The organism is Bacillus sp. C-3-6, assembly GCF_054509685.1.
The window spans coordinates 3,301,330-3,320,101 of record NZ_CM137247.1 but is presented as its reverse complement, the minus strand read 5'-3'; the positions used below and the strand labels follow the sequence as shown (position 1 = coordinate 3,320,101).

The following is an 18,772-nucleotide window of genomic DNA, read 5'->3' as shown; positions in this document are numbered from 1 at the left end:
TTTAAGCGTGAATGGCATTTAAAATAGCAAATTTATTTGTAGTAAATAATACATAATTTTGTTTTACTGTTTTAATTAAAATACGGTCTGTTGTCCCATAAGCTGTTCCAATACGTATGACATCTACTTCTTCAACACCAGCATAGGTAGCATCTTCGGTAATCTCAATCACATCACGTAATGGAATTGTAATCTCCGCCAATTGCCATGAAATAATTAACTCTTCATTTGTTTTTTTTACATTAATGCCTAGCATTATACCAAGACCCTTCAATAATAATACGCTACACTTCTAATCTTATTATATAAATTTTTAGATTTTTTATCTATATGTAGGAATAGAATTTATTTATATTTGCGAGCATCTTAATGATGTCAAACAAATAGAAGGATATACAGTCTTTCTATTAAGAAATATGGTAAGAACAAAAGTTCACTTCAAATTAGTATGAATTTGATATGGTTGAGATATTATGAACGAGAAATAGTAAGAGTTGCAGGAAGGAAATGAATAATGAGACTTAAATTAATAGGGATTTTCATTTGTGTAATTATGATGTTAGGTATCTTTATAATTTACACCAATCAATCTATTGGTAAAGAACCAGATAAGACGAACTATGAATCTCGTGAAAACTCCATAAATAAAGAGAAAGATAGTAGAGGAAAAGGGCAATCAAAATACAATGAAAGTTCTTTTGCTAGTATACAGGCTGTAGTTAATAAGGAATATGGATTACCCGAAGACTATAAACCAGAGGATTTAGTTGTACCAAATGTACCATTCTCATTTAGTGGAACGGTAGAAAAGAGCCACCTCCGTAAAGAGGCGGCAGAAGCACTGGAAAAGTTATTTGATTTAGCAAAGCAGGAGGGGATTCAGTTAAATGCTGTTTCGGGATTTCGTTCCTATGACTATCAACAACGACTGTATGCAAACAATGTGAAAAGAAAAGGACAAGAGCATACGGATCGCTTCTCGGCAAAACCAGGACATAGCGAACATCAAACAGGGCTAACAATGGACGTTTCTTCTAAAAGTGCGAACAATGAACTAGAGTTATCCTTTGCTAATACGAAGGAAGGAAAATGGCTGAAAGAAAACGCGCATCGCGCAGGGTTTATCATTCGTTATCCTAAGGGAAAGGAAAGTATTACAGGTTATGCATATGAACCTTGGCATATTCGCTATGTAGGAGATATTGCTGAAAATATATATAAACAAAAGCAGACTTTAGAAGAATACATGAATCTATGAAAATAGAATTGAAGAATTAAACTGGCTATCAATAGACGTGAGATTGTAAAAGGCAGGGGATATAAATTAAGGTGTTTTTTAATTTTTTTGGTGAAGAGGGAAGGTATCCCTCTTCTTTTTTCAGTCCTTGTAAAATTTGAGGATGTCTTAAGGGAGTGAAAAGATGGATTGTGTGAGTGTATTAATAAAGGCTACTTTAGGTGGCTTCTAGAGATGTTTTTTGAGGAAATACTAGTATTCATTGCAGCAATCGCCTATATTATAGGAGCATTCACGTTGGGATATAACAGAGAATTATAGAGTAAAGTAGGATTCAAAAGCATTGTTGAAAATGCGGTTGTTATAAGTTATTTTCCTATTAAAATAATTAGTCTTTGTTCAAAATTTAAGATTGTTATTTTATTATATCTAGTAACTATTTATAATATTTAATAATTACTTGATTTACTATTAAGGTGGTTATCTTACAAAAATGTAAGGTTATTTTAATTGACACTCGTATGTATAAGTAACTGTACTGGTTACACGATGTTGGTGAGTATATTTAATAATCTCTATCTATAAGTGTATGTCCGAGGATTATTTTTAGAGTAATAGTTCGATTTTAAATTCATTATCCGTTATATGTTAATATAAACGGATTAATCTATTCTTTATTCAAGGTCGTATTATTTAAAGATTAATTATAAATGATATATTTACCAAATTGTAATAACTTGATAGAGGTGTTCATTTTGAAATACAAATTAATTGCTACAGGAATTCTTGCTGGAAGTTTATTATCCTACTCATCTAATACATTTGCAAATACTCATAAGTTCCCAGATGTTCCTGCATGGGCGGACAAATCCGTTAATTATTTAGTTGATAAACAGGTATTGAATGGCTATCCAGACGGAACTTTCGGTTCAAATGACTCATTAGACAGAGCTTCAGCTACAAAAATTATGACAAAAGTTTTAGGTATACAAATTGACTCTAATGCAAAACCATCATTTACAGATTCACAAAACCACTGGGCTACTCCGTATATTGCTGCTGCTGAAAAAGCTGGTATTGTTAAAGGTGAGGGTAATGGAATCTTCAATCCATCCGGAAAAGTAACTCGCGCTGCTATGGCTACGATGCTAGTAAATGCATATAAACTACAAAGCACACCAAATCATAACGAGCAGGTTAAATTTGAAGATTTAAAAGGCCATTGGGGAGAAAAATATGCCAATATTTTAATCGGTTTGAAAATTTCTAATGGTACTGAGAACGGTTGGCAACCAAATAGATTTATAACACGTGCTGAAGCTGCTCAACTTACTGCAAAAACAGATATGATGCAACATCGTCCAAAAAACCCATTAGAAAGCAAAATAATCATTATTGATCCTGGACATGGTGGCGAAGATCCTGGGAAATCCACAAAGGGATTACCTGAAAGTAAGATTGTACTAGACACTTCTTTACGTCTACAACAATTACTTGAAAAGCATACACCATTTACAGTTTTATTAACTCGTCAATCTGATAATAGACCAGGACATGATCAAAAAAGTTCTTTACAGGAACGTGTTAAATTTGCTAAGAAAAATCAGGGTGATATCTTTATAAGCGTACATGCAAATGCTTTTAATGGTAATGCAAAAGGGACAGAAACATATTACTATAAATCTTCTAAATCCGAAAAAACAAATCCTCATGTGGAAGAAAGTCGTGTTTTAGCGGAAAAAATTCAAACACGTTTAGTAGAGGCACTTCAAACACGAGATAGAGGAGTTAAACATGGAGACCTTCATGTTATAAGAGAAAATGACATGCCAGCTGTGTTGACGGAACTGGCGTTTATAGATAATGGTATTGATTACAGTAAATTATCTACGGAAAATGGCAGAAAAATTGCAGCAGAAGCCATTTATGAAGGAATTTTAGATTATTATGAATGGAAAGGAAATAATGTATCTGAATATAGGCTGTAATAAGTAATTGAAAATATAGTAATTCTCGAAATGAAGAATTCTATAATTTTTTTGCAGTTTTTTAAACAACAATTTTAAATTTGTATTTAAAATTGTTGTTTAAATCGTTATTTTATGTTTTAATAATATTGATAATAGTTCTCAATAATAGTGAGAGGAAGATTAGTGAAACATGTGTTTTTAGTTAGTGTCATAAAAGTTAATGAATTTCTATATTGTATGGCTATGAATCTATCTCTATTTTTGTGAACTAGAAATAATATATTTATATCTTTTAAATGTTTAAGAAGGAGTGGCTGTCTGTATGAAAAAAGCAAAAGAAATAGCTAAATGCGTTGCGGTAGTGTCCGTTATTATGTCTGGATCATTTGGTTTACAAGCAACATCTGCATTTGCAGATTCTAAAGGAACTGTGGAAAATCTTCAAAATGGTGGGAAGGTCTATAATAGTTTTAAAACTACTTATGACATGAAGCAGAATATCAAAAATTCAATAAAAGTTTCTTTTATTGAGGATCCTTACGCAGATAAAAAGATTGCAATTGTTACCACTGATGGTAGTAATATAGATGCTAAATATACAATTAATAGCGGATACTATAACGCAGGTTTAAAATGGCCATCAGCCTATCATACTGAAGCAGAAATAACAAGTGGTGATAGTGCTCAATTCCATAAAGCTGCCCCAGTTAATACAATGACTTCAGCAAAGGTCACTTCTGAGGTAGGGTATACACTTGGTGGAAGTGTTAAAGTAGGAGTAAATGATAAAGGGCCAAATGCCGATGCAAGTATCACAGGTAGCTTTGCTTGGAAAGAAAGTGTATCTTATGATCAAGTAGATTATAAAACGGTATTAGAGACTCACACAGATAAAAAATTAAATTGGAAAGTAGGATTCCAATCATTTAATTTCCCAGAGTGGGGAATTTATAATCGTGATTCATTCAATACTTTCTATGGTAATCAACTATTTATGAAATCACGTAGTTATAATGAAGGAACGAATAATTTTGTTTCAAAAGATACAGTACCAGCTTTAACAGGATATGGTTTTTCTCCAAACGTAGTAGCGGTTATTACTGCTGATAAAACAGAAACTACATCAGATTTAAAAATAACAAATCGTAGAATTTCAGATCAGTACAATATCGAATGGGTAAGTTCAAAATGGTGGGGAACAAATAATAAAGATACATATAATGAATTCTTTACGAACCACTATAAATTAGACTGGAAAAATCATCAAGTTACTCTTGATAATCAAAAAGCCCTTGAAGAACAAATGAATAGTATCAACAGCGTGAATGATAAACTTAACAAAGGAAAAGGGAAATTATCTCTTTCAATGAATGGAAATCAACTCAAAGCTACGTCTAGCAATGCTGGTTATGGTATCAGTTACGAAGATAAAAATTGGGGTATCTTTGTAAATGGTGAAAAGGTCTATACTTTTAATGAAAAATCAACTGTAGGCAATATATCTAATGATATTAACAAATTAAACATTAAAGGACCTTATATCGAGATTAAACAGATTTAGTCAGAAAATGATGGACGATTGATGGATAATTATCTCATCAAGATACGAGTATACTAGTTTATCCCGCATTAACGGGCAGCCCGATTGGTTCACCTAATAATCAGTGGTGGATGAACAAAACCCCCACTGATTAAAGTTTCACTTTATTTTAAATCTGTATAATGTAACGAAAGGACCAAAGTTTATCTATAAAATAAATAAACTTTGGTCCTTATTATGTTTTTATTCGCGCACGAAATTAAGATGAAATTAGATGTTTTTTGTCTATTCTTTTACTCAATTAGAAAAGAGCGTAAAGTAGTTGAAAGCTATTGATGCTACGCAAGGGGATATTGTTTAAAGTAATCAGAACCTCATCGGTTGTTAAGTTATCACTTTAAATATATAATTAAATTTCATTAAAAAGATACTCTATTCAAAGTCCTTATTGGGTTTTTGAAGTGAAATATATACTATTTGAGGTGTGTGAAATGGGGAAATCTCGAGAGCAGACGATGGAAAATATCTTAAAGGCTGCTAAGAAAAAATTTGGAGAGCGTGGCTACGAAGGTACGAGCATACAAGAAATTGCAAAAGAAGCGAAAGTGAATGTTGCTATGGCTTCTTACTATTTTAATGGGAAAGAAAACCTATATTATGAGGTATTTAAGAAATATGGCCTTGCTAATGAGCTACCCAATTTTCTTGAGAAGAATCAATTTGATCCTATCGATGCCCTTAGAGAATATTTAACGGTTTTTACTATACATATAAAAGAGAACCCTGAAATTGGATCGTTGGCATATGAGGAGATTATTAAGGAAAGTGCACGATTAGAAAAGATTAAACCGTATTTCATAGGTAATTTTGAACAGTTAAAAGAAATATTACAGGAGGGTGAAAAGCAAGAAGTTTTTCATTTCTTCTCCATAAATCATACGATACATTGGATCACTTCTATTGTTTTATTTCCAAAGTTTAAAAAGTTTATTGATTCTTTAGGGCCAAATGAAACGAATGATACAAATCATGAATGGATGCCAGAAGACTTAGTGGACAGAATTGTTACTGCATTAACAGATAAACCTAACGTGTAAATTATTCAGTGTATATGAATTCTATTATTACTATTTAAAGCCTAATTTCTCAATGTATTGTAGAGAAATTAGGCTTTTTTCAACACGTCATTAAAATATTTATAATTCAATGACTCAATTTGCTGATTATATTTTCAAGTATTCGTTTTGAGCTACATAGATATAGTTTTTGTTGCAACTGTTTGTTGAAATGCTTTATCATGCTCAACAATAACCATTGTGGGATTAAATTGTTGAATAAGCTCTTCGATTTGCATACGGGAATAGATATCTATAAAATTTAGTGGTTCATCCCATATATATATGAGCTTTTTCACATAAGCTTTTAGCGATAAGCAGTTTTTTCTTTTGTCCACCAGAATAATGAGATATATCTTTCTCAAATTGAATTCGGTCAAAGTCCATCTTACGTAGGATGGATTTAAATAAGGTCTCATCAATCTTGTGCTGTTCAATAAAGTCTGATAGCGATCCCCTTAAATGAGAAGTATCTTGTTGGACATAGGAAATGATGAGTCCTGTACCTAAAATAACTAAGCCTGTATGCTGTATCGGATGTCCTAAAATTAGTTTTAGGATACTACTTTTTCCGCTCCCATTCGTTCCATCAAGTACAATTCGGTCACCTTGTTCAACTATGAAGCTAATCGGATCATTCACAATTTGATCATCGTACTTAACGGAAACATCAACCAAAGTAATCAATTCATTTGATTTAAATTGTAATTGTTCCAATTTTAAGGACTCAGTTTTCTCCACATTTTTTAGTAATTTTGACTTTTCTTCAATAGCTTTTTGTTGTCTTGATTCAAGGTTTTTTGCTCTTTTCATCATCTTGGCTGCTTTATGACCTACAAACCCCTTATCCAACTTAGAGCCTGAATTCCTCGTTCCATTTTTTGAAGCTTCCACATCATGAGACCAACTTGCTGAACGCTTGGAAGACTGTTTTAATCTCCCTATGTCTTTTTGTAGACGCTCATTTGTAGCCTCTTCGTGCTCTTGCTGTCTATCAAAATTTAACTTCCAAGAAGAATAGTTACCACTCTGAACTTCAATATTTGCTCTATTTATAGATAGGATATGGTCAACGCACCCATCTAAAAAGATTCTGTCATGTGAAATTAAAATAAATCCTTTTTTCTTCCTTAGATAATCAGAGACTATCTTTCGTGCATCAGTATCTAAATGATTTGTTGGTTCATCAATTAATAGGAATTGGCCCTCATTTAAAAACAGTGCAGCAAGCAACACCTTTGTTTGTTCCCCATTTGATAATGTTTTAAATGGTCTGTATATGACCTCAGCATCAACATTTAAATAGGATATCTCACGCAGAAATTCCCAATCTTCTGCTTGGGGACAAATTTCTTCAAGGATTTCATGAGTGAATTTGTTCTTATCTGCAACAGAGTAGGGGAAGTAATTGAATTCTACCGAAGCAAGGATTTTCCCACCATACTCATAATTCCCTAACAATAAATTAAAGAATGTCGTTTTACCTCGTCCGTTTCTACCGATAAATCCTAGCTTCCAATCCGTATCTATTTGGAAGTTTACACTTTCAAAAATATTATCAAAGCTACCTGGGTATGAAAAAGTTAAATCTTGGACTTTTATCATTGACATAATAATTCCTCCTTTATATATCGAAACGTTTCGTATAAAGTCGGAACATCCATCCATTTTTTAATTGCTCTATATAAGTTTGATGGATATTAACGACTTATATAGAGCATTACATGTGTAACAATAGTGTCTGAAGTACTCATTTTTCTCGCTCCTTTATTTGTTAGGTACATTTAACAATTAATAAGTTCCAACTAACATAAACGGGAATAAAAAAATCCCCCAATTGTAATCGGAAGGATTAGTCTTTCGTCTATACTTAATAAGTACTTATTAATCATTTGAATCATGACAAATAAAGTATGAACTGAATTTTAAAAATGGATAGACTAACCCTATATTTTGTAGTTTGAAGTTATAAAATTCAACTTAAAATATAAATTAGTTAATCATTATTCATCCATCATTCCTTTCATAATTCTATTTTTAGAGTAACATTCTTTTTAGAGAGATGCAATATCAGCTTCAGCTTCACCTAATCCTAGATTATTTATAATTCTTTGAGTAAGGAGGAAAGATGAAATTGACATCAATCTAAGTTGTAACTATAATTGTTACAGTTAGTTTCGAAAACTAATTCGAATTTCTATGTTAAAGATAGTATATTTTCATTCCTTTTTAAGTGTGACAGTTAGCAACTAACTATAATTCAATAGAGGATTAGATTTTATCTCATATTTAAAGAGTAGATAAGTTGTACAATCCAAATTTACGATGCACAAATACTTGAAAAACTACATTTTTTAACTGATCCTTTTTGGAATCCTCAGTATTGGAAATTGTAAAAATCTACAAAAAGTTAATAAGACTGTTGTATGTAGAAAAAAATCTTTTAAAAAGGTCATAATATGGATAATAGGTAGCACACATTTTAATTAGTAGGAGTTGTGCCACTATCAAGACATTTCTTAATAAAAGTATAGAAAAAACTCAAGAAGGTGAGTCCATTGCGTAAACATGCATATGTGCAATTTTATGTATTGATATTGGCTTTAATAGCTTATATAAGCTTTTGCTGTATATTTTTATTTGTTCTTCCGAATCATTATTTCGTATCAGATTTTAATATCCGGCTATCATCTTTAGTTGTTGAAACTACTGTATTTATTTCATTACTGTATTCTATATTATCCAGAAAAATTAAGTTAGGAGTATTCTGGATTTGCATAATTATTGCGATAGGGTGTTTCCTGATAGGAAATTTCATATCTGCTTTTCAAGTACTTAATGTAGAATTACCAATACAAAATTTTAGTATCTCTGATGTATTTTTGTTGTTTTTCTTATTTTTCTTTCTCTTTGCGTTTTTTTATAAAATTATGATGGAATGTAACAAATGGGAGAAAGCGTATTTACTTTGTGATTTATGCATTGTTGTTACTGCTATTTTTACATTAGAGTGGTACCTATTTAATAAACCTTCTGCAAATATCTTATTCTTTTCAATTGGAGATGTTTTTCTTTCATTTATTTTTCCGATTATAGATTTATTGCTTCTATTACTTGGAGTTACACTAATCTTTCGACCTGCTATTTTCAATGCAAAAAGTAAATTGTTTATTTTTATCCTAGTATTAACTGGATTGGCTATTACGGACTACTTATATTTTTACTTACAAGATGATTTGTCAGATCGTTCAGTTATATTATTAAGGTGTTTGTATAGAGTTTTCCTATTATTTATCGCTATTGCTGCTACAATTCCAAAGAATACTTCTTCTAAAAGAAATTATTTTATTGTCAATCCAACATTTGGAGAGAAACTTCTTGTCATATTTCCTTATCTTGCAGTTGCAGTCTTAATTGGCTTTACTTTGAAAGAACAAACTTCTTCAGCTACATTGATTACGGGAAATTGTATTGCTTTTGTATTTGTACTGATTCGTCATACAATTGTACGAATGCAAAACAAGGATTTAACCGAGGCCTTAAAAGTGTTTAATAATCAATTAGAACGAACAGTAACTCAAAGAACACGGGATTTAATAAACAAATCTAATGATTTGGTAAAAAATCAAGAGAGATTTAAGTCTTTATATGAGTATCATCCAGATCCTATTTTAACGATTGATTCAAATGGTATCGTATTAAATATAAACCAGGCTGGAAGTATGTTATTAGGAAAAGAAAGTGCTGCATTAATAGGGAAAGAGTGCTTCTCTATTTTTTTAGATGAAGATAAATCTGAATTGGAATCGGCTATAAAGAAAGGGAAACGATGTAGTTCATCTTCGTTACAGTTACGTGTGAAAAATAACAATGAGAAGGATATCCTCTTTTGGTATGTCACTATAGTTCCTATTATGATAGAAGGACAAACCTTTGGGAGTTATGTAATGGTAAAAGACATAACGAGGATGAAACAACAACAGGATGAGATAAATTATCTTGCATTCCATGATACGGTGACGGAGATTGGAAATCGTATATTCTTCCAACAAGAATTAGATAGATCCATTAAGCGTGCACAAAAAACACAGGATAAGTTCGGGCTCCTGTATATTGATTTAAATCGCTTTAAGACCATTAATGATACATTGGGTCATTCGATTGGTGACAGAGTTTTAAAAGAAGTTGCCAAACGTTTTAGGACATGTCTGTCACCGACTATTCCTCTAGCAAGAATAGGTGGAGATGAGTTTGCAATCATTGTCCATAACCAAACGGAGCAACAGCTATTGGATTTGTGTAAAACTCTATTTCGTATAACTGAAGAACCATTTGTAGTAAATCAGCATAGTTTTTACTTATCTCTTAGTATAGGAATAGCAGTGTATCCATTTGGAGGAATAAATACTACTACACTTTTACAACACGCTGATATCGCTATGTATAGCGCAAAGGAAAAAGGTAACAATGCTGTTTGTATGTATGACGAGACATTATCACAAAAAGTAACTCGTCGATTACGATTAGAACAGGATTTACCAAATGCAATTGAAAATAATGAGTTGTTTTTATTGTATCAACCACAAATTGATAGTAAGGCAGGTAAGGTTATTGGTGCAGAGGCTTTAATACGCTGGCAACATCCAGAGCTTGGGCTGATTTCTCCTTTTGAGTTTATACCTATCGCAGAAGAAACGGCGCAGATTATTTCAATTGGGAAGTGGACGTTACAGAAAGCGTGTCGACAACTGAAAGAATGGTATTCTGCGGGCTATTCAAATCTAAAGATGGGGATAAATTTATCAGCTATAGAGTTTGAACAGAAAGATTTTGTTCAAACAATGATATCTACCATAGAAGAGATAGGAGTACCTGCTAATTCAATTGATTTGGAATTAACAGAGCGAATAGCAATGGTAGATGAAAAAGAAACCTTATCGAAGTTAAAAGTATTAAAATCATATGGTGTACATTTATCAATTGACGATTTTGGTACAGGTTATTCTTCACTAGCGTATTTGCCTCTTTATCCAATTGATACTTTGAAAATTCCAAAAGAATTTGTTAATAGGATCGGAACTTTTACTGATGGAGATGAAATTATACAAACCATTATTTCACTTGCTCATACTTTAAACATGAAAGTGATAGCAGAAGGGGTAGAAACGAAAGAACAATTAACAGTGTTGCAACGTAATGCATGTTATCTAATTCAAGGCTATTACTACAGTAAACCTGTAAATGAAGATGAATTTATCGATTTTTTAAGTACAATGCAAAATGAATAAGTGAAAAATCAGTATCTGTATAAAGTAAAGTGAAAAGACGTTCTATCCATATGGATTTGAACGTCTTTCTTATGTTTATTTTCAGTAGTTATGCAGCAAGGTTTCAGCCTTTGAAAGTAAAATAAGTATCTATATTCCTGGTATTTTGGGCTAATGGGATATGAGGTGAAAATTGCTTCTTGTGAAAACGCATTAGGGACAGCTTGTATATTCTTAAAGCAATTTGAAAAAGGATTAGCAGTTTGTATGGAATTAGGAAATGAAGAGTATGTATATCATTTCAATATTTTACGTTCTCTTAATGAAGATGAAGCAATTAAACTCTTAGAAGAAGTGAAAAAAGTATTTCTTACTTCGAAAAGCAAGGTTTAGGGGATTTCGTAGAAGAATATGCAGATCTAAAAAAGGAAGAAATTATACAATAATCACATGCTATCATTTTTAATAGCTAATTAACAAAGGGACTCCAATTATGGAGTCCCTTTGTTAATGGGGTAATGCTCTGGTTTATCTAATTATAACAATATTTGTAAAAAGTGTAAAGGGGTCCTAGTTTGGAGGGAGAATTATTTAATCTTTTTTATTTAATAAAAGGGATAATATTTAGTTATCTGCGCTTCTGAATTATGTTTTCTATCACAATTTGAAGTGAATTTCATTTAATCTTATTTATTTTATAGGAATTATAAGGTATACTAAAAATAGGTGCAAAATGTACCATTTGAAAAAGAGTGAATTGCAAAAAGGAATCCGTAAAGGATTCCTTTTTTGTTTCTTTGAAAATGAAGCAATGTTCTAATTATCTCTTTCATTTTTATGAATGCGCTGCGATCTTATAAACTAAAAAGGAATTTTTGGGGAATTGCCATATTCCTGTAACAAAACAAAGGTATGTTATGTGTGTTAAATATAAAGAGAAAGAAGGAAAAGTTGTGAAAAAATTTTTGCCAATTGTTGCGTTATTAGGCATGATGAGTTTTGGAGTACAGGAAATGAATGTAAGAGCTGATACATACCACAAGGGCGATTCAAAAATTAGTTTTTGGGATTCGAAAAGAAAGGGTACTAATTTCATGAATAGTACGTCATTACCTGAAAACTATAAAAGTGCAAAAGAAGCTAATATTGAATATGTACGTTTAGCACCTGATAAATGGGCAAAAGATAAAGGTTTTCTATTTGAGGATAAACCAGATACTTATGGAAAGGATTTTCTGATAGGTAATGCAGATAACTATCAGGGATTAGTAAAGGAGGATTTAGAAAAATTAAAGGCGGATTTAGATGCCGCACAATCACAAGGAATGAAAGTTGTTCTTACAATGTTATCCTTACCTGGTGATCGATGGCGCCAATTTAATAATAACAAGAATGACGACAGAATATGGGAAGAAGAGAAGTATCAAGAACAAGCAAGTCAATTTTGGAAGGATCTTGCTCTGGAATTAAAAGATCACCCTGCGGTGGTTGGTTATAATATTATAAATGAACCACATCCAGAAACAGCTAAAAATAATAGATATAATGATTTTTGGACGGAAGATTATGAGAAATGGTATTCAAAAGTGAAGGGAACGACAGCCGATTTAAACAGATTGTATCAAAAAGTGATCAATTCCATTCGTGAAGTAGACCAGGAAACGCCGATTATTTTAGATTCAGGTTTATATGCTACTCCATGGGCCTTTAAATATTTAAAACCAGTAAATGATAAAAAAACACTATATGCATTTCATATGTATGAACCATATGAATTAACGAGTCAAGGTGAAAAACAAAACAAGGAGTATCAATATCCAGGATTAGTAAAAGTAGGAGATTTAGAGAAACCTGTAATGTGGAATAAGCAGGGATTAGAGAAATTTTTGAAGCCAATCCAACAATGGTCTAAGAAAAATCATGTATCATCTAATCGAATTATTGCAGAGGAGTTTGGAATTAACCGTACTGTTCCAGGAGCTACCCAATACATGCAAGATCTTATTTCTATCTTCAACCAAAAAGGTTGGCATAAATCATTCTATGCATTCCGTGAAGACACATGGACAGGGATGAATTATGAATTGGGAACCGGAAAAATAAAATGGGATGAAGAGGGTAAACCGATGCCTCAAGATAATTCACTCTGGGAAGTAATAAAAAACGATTTACAAGCACATAAATAGTTTAGAATATTTGTCCTAAGGACTAAAAGTAAGCATCTAATTCAAATGGAATTAGATGCTTTTTTTTCAAAAAAGGTGGAGACTTAAACAAATGTGGTTGCAATTGTATTAACCTTTAAAGTAAAAAAGTTTTATGAATTTTTCGTGAGATTTCAATCCTTATATGCTGAAAATTATTTACTTATTTCTCCAATTGGGTATATTTCTCCAATCGGATGGAAGTTTAGAATACAGAATCAAAACATAATAAGCTGTTATCGATGAGTTTATCGTAAAGTTGTTATTTAATGTGTCATCAAATAACATTTATATACAATAATAAATAAAGAAAAGGAGATATTTATGAAAAAATATAGAGTAATAGACACAACTTAAATAGTATGAATAGTTTAGAGTGTAAAAACATGAAGAAGAAAATAAAAAAATTCTTAAAAGTATTAAGGAAAAATGAGGAGATAATATGGGGAATAATTCAAAACACAAAACTAGAAAAATACTTGCAGCTACTGCTACAGTAACTATGCTTGCGACTGGAATGATGTCTTCATCAGATGTCTTTGCAGAGAAAAAGGAGCAGCAAAAAAAATTATCGACATCACTGCAAAGTGAAAAGTCAGTTAAATCAGAAAATAGAACATTTACAGTCCCAGGAAAAGGGGATGTTGAGGTATTAAAACAACAGGAAAGAAAAAGTATGGCATTTAGTCCGTATGAACCAACTGGTTTATATGCAAAGCCAAATGAACAAATAACGATTAATGTAGAAGGTAATCAAGATATTCAGGTATATATTGGAACGTATTCGTATGATGCTTCTTGGAGAGAAGATTCTAAGATAAAATCATTTACATTAAAACCTGGTATAAACACAATCCAATCTCCAAATGGGGGGATGATTTATTTTTATAATAAACAACAAGGAGATAGCATTCGAACAACAATTACAACAGGTGGAACGACTACGCCTTTCTTTGAACTAGGAAAGCATACGAAACAAGATTTAATAAACATGCTGGACCAGTATCCTAATGCACATGCAGTGGAGTTAAAAGGAGAACGTGTATTAATTACGGCCAGCCCTGCACGTGTTAAGAAATATTTGTTGGGTTCTAATACAGATCCTGTACAACTCTTAAAAAAGATGGATGAAGCTACTCGAATTCAAGACAAAGTAGCTGGATTATCTGAAGAACAAGTAGATAAACATTATGTTCATTACGTAGAAGAAAATCATTCTCCTGATTATTATATGTATGCAACTTCTTATCGAACAGCATATGTAGGAGATGCAATCCAATACGTGTTAGATATTAATAAATTTATAACAGATGGCTGGGGCCCTTGGCATGAGGCAGGACATTTGAGACAACAATCGCCCTGGAAGTTTTATAATATGACAGAAGTACAAAATAATATATACAGCCTTTCTGTAGAAAAAGCATTTAATCAACCATCCAACTTAGAGAAAAGTGGAATTTATCCAAAAGCATTTCAATATCTAGAGCAAGTGAATAAAAATTATGATGAAATTAGCGATGTTTTTGTAAAGCTTGTTATGCTTTGGCAACTACAGTTAGCGTATGGAGAGGATTTCTATCCTAAATTGCATCAATTGTATAGAGACATGCCTTCAAGTGAACTTCCACAAACTGATGAAAATAAAAAACAATTATTTATGATTTCAGCATCAAAAGTAGCCAAACAAAATTTGATTCCTTTCTTTGAGAAGTGGGGATTACGTCCAAATAACGATACCATTCAAAAAGTAGCTGCATTAGGATATCCAATTTTAACAGCAGAGATTTGGAAGGGTACGGATGCTAATCCAATTAAACCAGATATGCCTAATGTAAATAATATATTAGAAGGAAACCAGTTTGCATGGTCGCTGAAAGGGATTGGAGATTTTGAATTCGCAAAAGTAAATTTAAATAAATCAACAGAAGAAATGCAAATTGATCTAAAAGCAGGTGTACCACATAACTACTTTAATAGTACATATGCAAGTATTAAAGTGCAAAACACATCAGGTAAAGTAGTATATAACAAGGAGTTTTATGGGAATAAACAGCAAAATGCTGGAACACAAAAAGTTTCAGTAAAGACCGGCGATTTTATTGAGCTTACACATTTAGAAGGCGGAGAGAGGGCAACATTAATAAATTTAGATAATAATAAACGTGAAAGTCTTGATAAAAAAGTAATGTATGAAGTTACAAAGGATGGCCTGAAAAAAGTAAATCAAATTGTTAATCCGAAACCAGATACAGAAGCTCCCACACAGCCACAAGGATTATATGCAAACAATCTTACTTCTAACAGTGTAGAGCTAAAATGGAATCCTTCTACAGATAATATAGGTGTAAAAGAATATCAGGTATTACGTGATGGACAATTGATTCAAACCGTACAAGGAACGACATTTATTGATCAAAACTTAACAGCTAATAAGGAATATAAATATGCAGTGAAGGCTGTAGATGCAGCTGGAAATACATCAATTCAAAGTGAAATTCTTCCGGTAAAAACCAAAGATCAAAATGTATCTTATGAAAAATGGGATCCAAAGAAGGCATATACAAAGGGCGATAAAGTAGAACATCAAGGGATAGTGTATGAAGCGGTTCAAAATCATCAAGGAAATGGTGACCCGAATTGGATATTTGCGTTATCTTTATGGAAACCACTTACAATCAAATAACATGTAAGAATCAGATGTGAAGATAGAACAACATAAAATTGGGGCAGTATTTTAAAGATTTACTGGATGTTGTTTGAATTTTGATAGATTTCTCTACTAAGTTATTATTCAATAATAAAAATTAGAAAAGGATGTAGATTAGTGATTAGTCAGAAAACGAAGAAAAGATTTAATAAAGTTATTATAATGACCGCAACATGTAGCATGTTTTCTATGTTTGGAACGTCTATTTGGCACACTAAAGCTGCAACACATTCAGCTGCTCCAGCAGTTTATGTGAGTCCCCAAAATATACCTGCCTCAGATATTATTAGTATAGACTGGTCACCAGTTCAGACTCCACCTTATACGTACTGGGCTGTACACAACTGGAATGCAGGTGGTGAAGCTGGAGGATATGCTGGTTTTCAACAACAAAGTGGGTTTGATGAAAATGGAAAACGTACTTTACATTTTGCCTTATGGGATCCAATTTCCTCTAAAGAAGCAATAAAGGCCGAATACTTATCTCCGAATTCGCAAGCTGGCCCCTTTGGAGGAGAAGGAACAGGAATGAAGGTTCAAACAACTTATGGTTGGAAAGACTACAATTGGTACACAATGACAATGCGTTCATGGCAAGAAAATGGTCATACTAAATTTGGACAATGGATGAAAGATGTAACAAAGAATAAATGGCATCAAATTGCAATTATGGACTTTCCGGTTGCTAATGTTGCATTTAATCATGGATTAGGAATGTTTCAAGAAGACTGGGCTGATAGTGGACAGAATGTTCGAGAAGCGCGCCTAAAAAATGGTTATAGCCGAAAATTAGTTGATAAACAATGGAGTTCTTGGAATAATCAAAGTATTTCTGGAACGCATGATAATACGTATCAATATGATGGAGGATCTACTTCAGAATATGTATGGGTCAAAGCAGGAGGTAATACGCAGTCTACTATTGGGGCAGGAAAAATATTCACGCTAAATCAACCTACTCAACCTGAAATAGGAAAACTAGATTTTGATATCCAATCTATATATTATGAAAATGAAAAATTAAATGTATCTTGGAAACTAAAAGAAAATAGTACACCGCAATTTAAGGGGAAAATTGAAATTTATAACAATGAAAATATGACGGGCCAACCTATTAACGTAATTAATGATATTAAATCCTATCAAAATGTAATCAGTCAATCTATATCATTACCAACAAATGCTTATGCAAAGATTGTATTAACGGATATATTTGATCAAACTGTTGAGAAAAAGGTACAAATCAAAAATGAGTCTCCAAACATTTTTGAAGGTAATGAATTTGCATGGTCGCTGAAAGGGATTGGAGATTTTGAATTTGCGAAAGTAAATTTAAATAAATCAACAGAAGAAATGCAAATTGATCTAAAAGCAGGTGTACCACATGACTACTTTGATAGTACATATGCAAGTATTAAAGTGCAAAACACATCAGGTAAAGTGGTCTATAACAAAGAGATTTATGGAAACAAGCAGCAAAATGCTGAATCGCAAAAAGTTCCAGTCAAAGTAGGCGATTATATAGAGTTAACACATCTAGAAGGTGTACATAGAGCTACTCTTACAAATGTAGATAATAGTAAACAAGAGAGCTTTGGAAAAAAAGCCATATACGAAGTTACAAAGGAGGGTCTGAAGAAAGTAGAAAAAATGCCAGAAGCAACAATTTTAGAAGGAAACAAGTTTGCCTGGTCATTAAAAGGATATAGTGATAGAGAAATTGCAAAAGTAGATTATGATAAAACGGTAGAAGAGATGAAGGTAAAACTAGAAGCAGGTGTACCACATTCCTATTTTGCTAGTACGTATGCGAGTATTAAGGTCCAGAATTCTTCTGGTAACGTTCTGTACAATAAGGAAATCGTGGGAAATAAACAACGAAATGCCGAAAGCCAAACTGTGCCAGTCAAGGTAGGGGATTACATTGAATTTACCCATATAGAAGGAGAAGCAACAAAGGAAAAAACGCGAGCAACTTTAATTAACCTTGAAAATAACAAAAATGAAACCATTGGAAAAACAGCAAGATATCAAGTTACAAAAGAAGGCTTGAAGAAAGTAGAAAAAATGCCAGAAACAACGGTTTTAGATGGAAATCATTTTGGGTGGTCTTTAAAAGGATATAGTGATAGAGAAATCGCAAAAGTAGATTATAATAAGACAACAGAGAAAATGCAGGTGAATTTAGAAGCGGGCGTACCACATTCTTACTTTAATAATACGTATGCAAGTATTACAGTAAAGAATTCAACCGGTAGTATTTTGTACAATAAGGGAATAGTGGGAAATAGACAGCAAACTGCTGAAAGCCAAACCGTACCCGTAAAAGTGGGGGATTACATTGAGTTTACCCATATAGAAGGGGAAGCAGTAAAAGAAAAAACACGCGCTATACTTATTAATCTTGAGAATAATAAACAAGAATATATGGGCAAAAAAAGAACCTATCAAGTAACTTCAACGGGATTAAACAAAATAGAGTAACATGAAAAACATTCTAATTATTAGTTAGATGCAAATAGTCGTTCATTATGAACGGCTATTTGGCTTTTATTTAAAGAGAAGTGAAATGAAAATATTCTCTCTTTTGTATATACTCTCGTTGCTATCAACTGCTACATTCTTTTATCAGGAGAAAATAATTTAAAAAATGTGCTTGAGAATTGATACATGTTTAAGTGCTATAGATTTGAGAAAAAAGAAACAGAATAGTAAGGTATTTGTTGATAAAT

The 18,772-nt window shown here is 32.2% G+C and carries 10 protein-coding genes and 1 pseudogene; 9 read left to right on the top strand and 2 right to left on the bottom strand.

Translation table 11 applies throughout. The annotated features are described in order from the left end of the window. Position 1: 1 nt before the first annotated feature. Positions 2–256, bottom strand: coding sequence for a SunI/YnzG family protein (locus ACW0JX_RS17005; protein WP_000900689.1), 255 nt, complete (start codon positions 254–256; stop codon positions 2–4). A gap of 258 nt (positions 257–514) precedes the next feature. On the opposite strand from ACW0JX_RS17005, the gene ACW0JX_RS17000 reads away from it, so the two are divergent. From ACW0JX_RS17000 to hlyIIR, 4 genes are all read left to right on the top strand, one after another. Beyond that, positions 515–1,258 carry a M15 family metallopeptidase gene (locus ACW0JX_RS17000; protein WP_089171552.1) on the top strand — a complete coding sequence of 248 codons (744 nt, stop codon included), beginning with the start codon at positions 515–517 and terminating at the stop codon, positions 1,256–1,258. Between the two features lie 734 nt (positions 1,259–1,992). Further along, positions 1,993–3,225 (top strand): N-acetylmuramoyl-L-alanine amidase, encoded by a 1,233-nt coding sequence (locus ACW0JX_RS16995; protein WP_095690413.1) that lies wholly within the window; start codon positions 1,993–1,995, stop codon positions 3,223–3,225. A gap of 304 nt (positions 3,226–3,529) precedes the next feature. Continuing rightward, entirely contained in the window at positions 3,530–4,768 is a 1,239-nt protein-coding gene (gene hlyII, locus ACW0JX_RS16990; protein WP_043937930.1) for a hemolysin II HlyII, read from the top strand. Between the two features lie 470 nt (positions 4,769–5,238). Further along, complete coding sequence (hlyIIR, locus tag ACW0JX_RS16985) at positions 5,239–5,844, top strand: hemolysin II regulator HlyIIR (RefSeq protein ID WP_000520481.1); 606 nt, start codon at positions 5,239–5,241, stop codon at positions 5,842–5,844. 152 nt (positions 5,845–5,996) lie between these two features. Here the strand turns inward: hlyIIR and ACW0JX_RS16980 are convergent. Next, positions 5,997–7,473 (bottom strand): annotated as a pseudogene (locus ACW0JX_RS16980) (Lsa family ABC-F type ribosomal protection protein). Between the two features lie 947 nt (positions 7,474–8,420). Here ACW0JX_RS16980 and ACW0JX_RS16975 point away from each other — a divergent pair. The 5 genes from ACW0JX_RS16975 to ACW0JX_RS16955 all read left to right on the top strand — a co-directional run bounded on the left by ACW0JX_RS16975 (position 8,421) and on the right by ACW0JX_RS16955 (position 18,524). Next, positions 8,421–11,150, top strand: a complete 2,730-nt coding sequence (locus ACW0JX_RS16975; RefSeq protein WP_139310390.1) for a sensor domain-containing protein — start codon at positions 8,421–8,423, stop codon at positions 11,148–11,150. Positions 11,151–11,303: 153 nt separating this feature from the next. Continuing rightward, positions 11,304–11,522 carry an aspartate phosphatase gene (locus ACW0JX_RS16970; RefSeq protein WP_141241002.1) on the top strand — a complete coding sequence of 73 codons (219 nt, stop codon included), beginning with the start codon at positions 11,304–11,306 and terminating at the stop codon, positions 11,520–11,522. Positions 11,523–12,046: 524 nt separating this feature from the next. Next, complete coding sequence (locus ACW0JX_RS16965; protein ID WP_089172143.1) at positions 12,047–13,315, top strand: glycoside hydrolase family 5 protein; 1,269 nt, start codon at positions 12,047–12,049, stop codon at positions 13,313–13,315. A 460-nt stretch (positions 13,316–13,775) separates the two neighbouring features. Continuing rightward, entirely contained in the window at positions 13,776–16,016 is a 2,241-nt protein-coding gene (locus tag ACW0JX_RS16960; RefSeq protein ID WP_095690415.1) for a M60 family metallopeptidase, read from the top strand. A gap of 141 nt (positions 16,017–16,157) precedes the next feature. Beyond that, the gene (locus tag ACW0JX_RS16955) at positions 16,158–18,524 is read left to right on the top strand and encodes a putative mucin/carbohydrate-binding domain-containing protein (protein ID WP_095690416.1); all 2,367 of its coding nucleotides are present in this window, start codon (positions 16,158–16,160) and stop codon (positions 18,522–18,524) included. The last annotated feature ends 248 nt before the right edge of the window (positions 18,525–18,772 follow it).

Coding starts and splice junctions, on each gene's coding strand:
- ACW0JX_RS16960 (WP_095690415.1), top strand. CDS start 13,776: ATGGGGAATAATTCAAAACACAAAACTAGAAAAATACTTGCAGCTACT.
- ACW0JX_RS16965 (WP_089172143.1), top strand. CDS start 12,047: ATGTGTGTTAAATATAAAGAGAAAGAAGGAAAAGTTGTGAAAAAATTT.
- ACW0JX_RS16970 (WP_141241002.1), top strand. CDS start 11,304: ATGGGATATGAGGTGAAAATTGCTTCTTGTGAAAACGCATTAGGGACA.
- hlyII (WP_043937930.1), top strand. CDS start 3,530: ATGAAAAAAGCAAAAGAAATAGCTAAATGCGTTGCGGTAGTGTCCGTT.
- ACW0JX_RS17000 (WP_089171552.1), top strand. CDS start 515: ATGAGACTTAAATTAATAGGGATTTTCATTTGTGTAATTATGATGTTA.
- ACW0JX_RS17005 (WP_000900689.1), bottom strand. CDS start 256: ATGCTAGGCATTAATGTAAAAAAAACAAATGAAGAGTTAATTATTTCA.
- hlyIIR (WP_000520481.1), top strand. CDS start 5,239: ATGGGGAAATCTCGAGAGCAGACGATGGAAAATATCTTAAAGGCTGCT.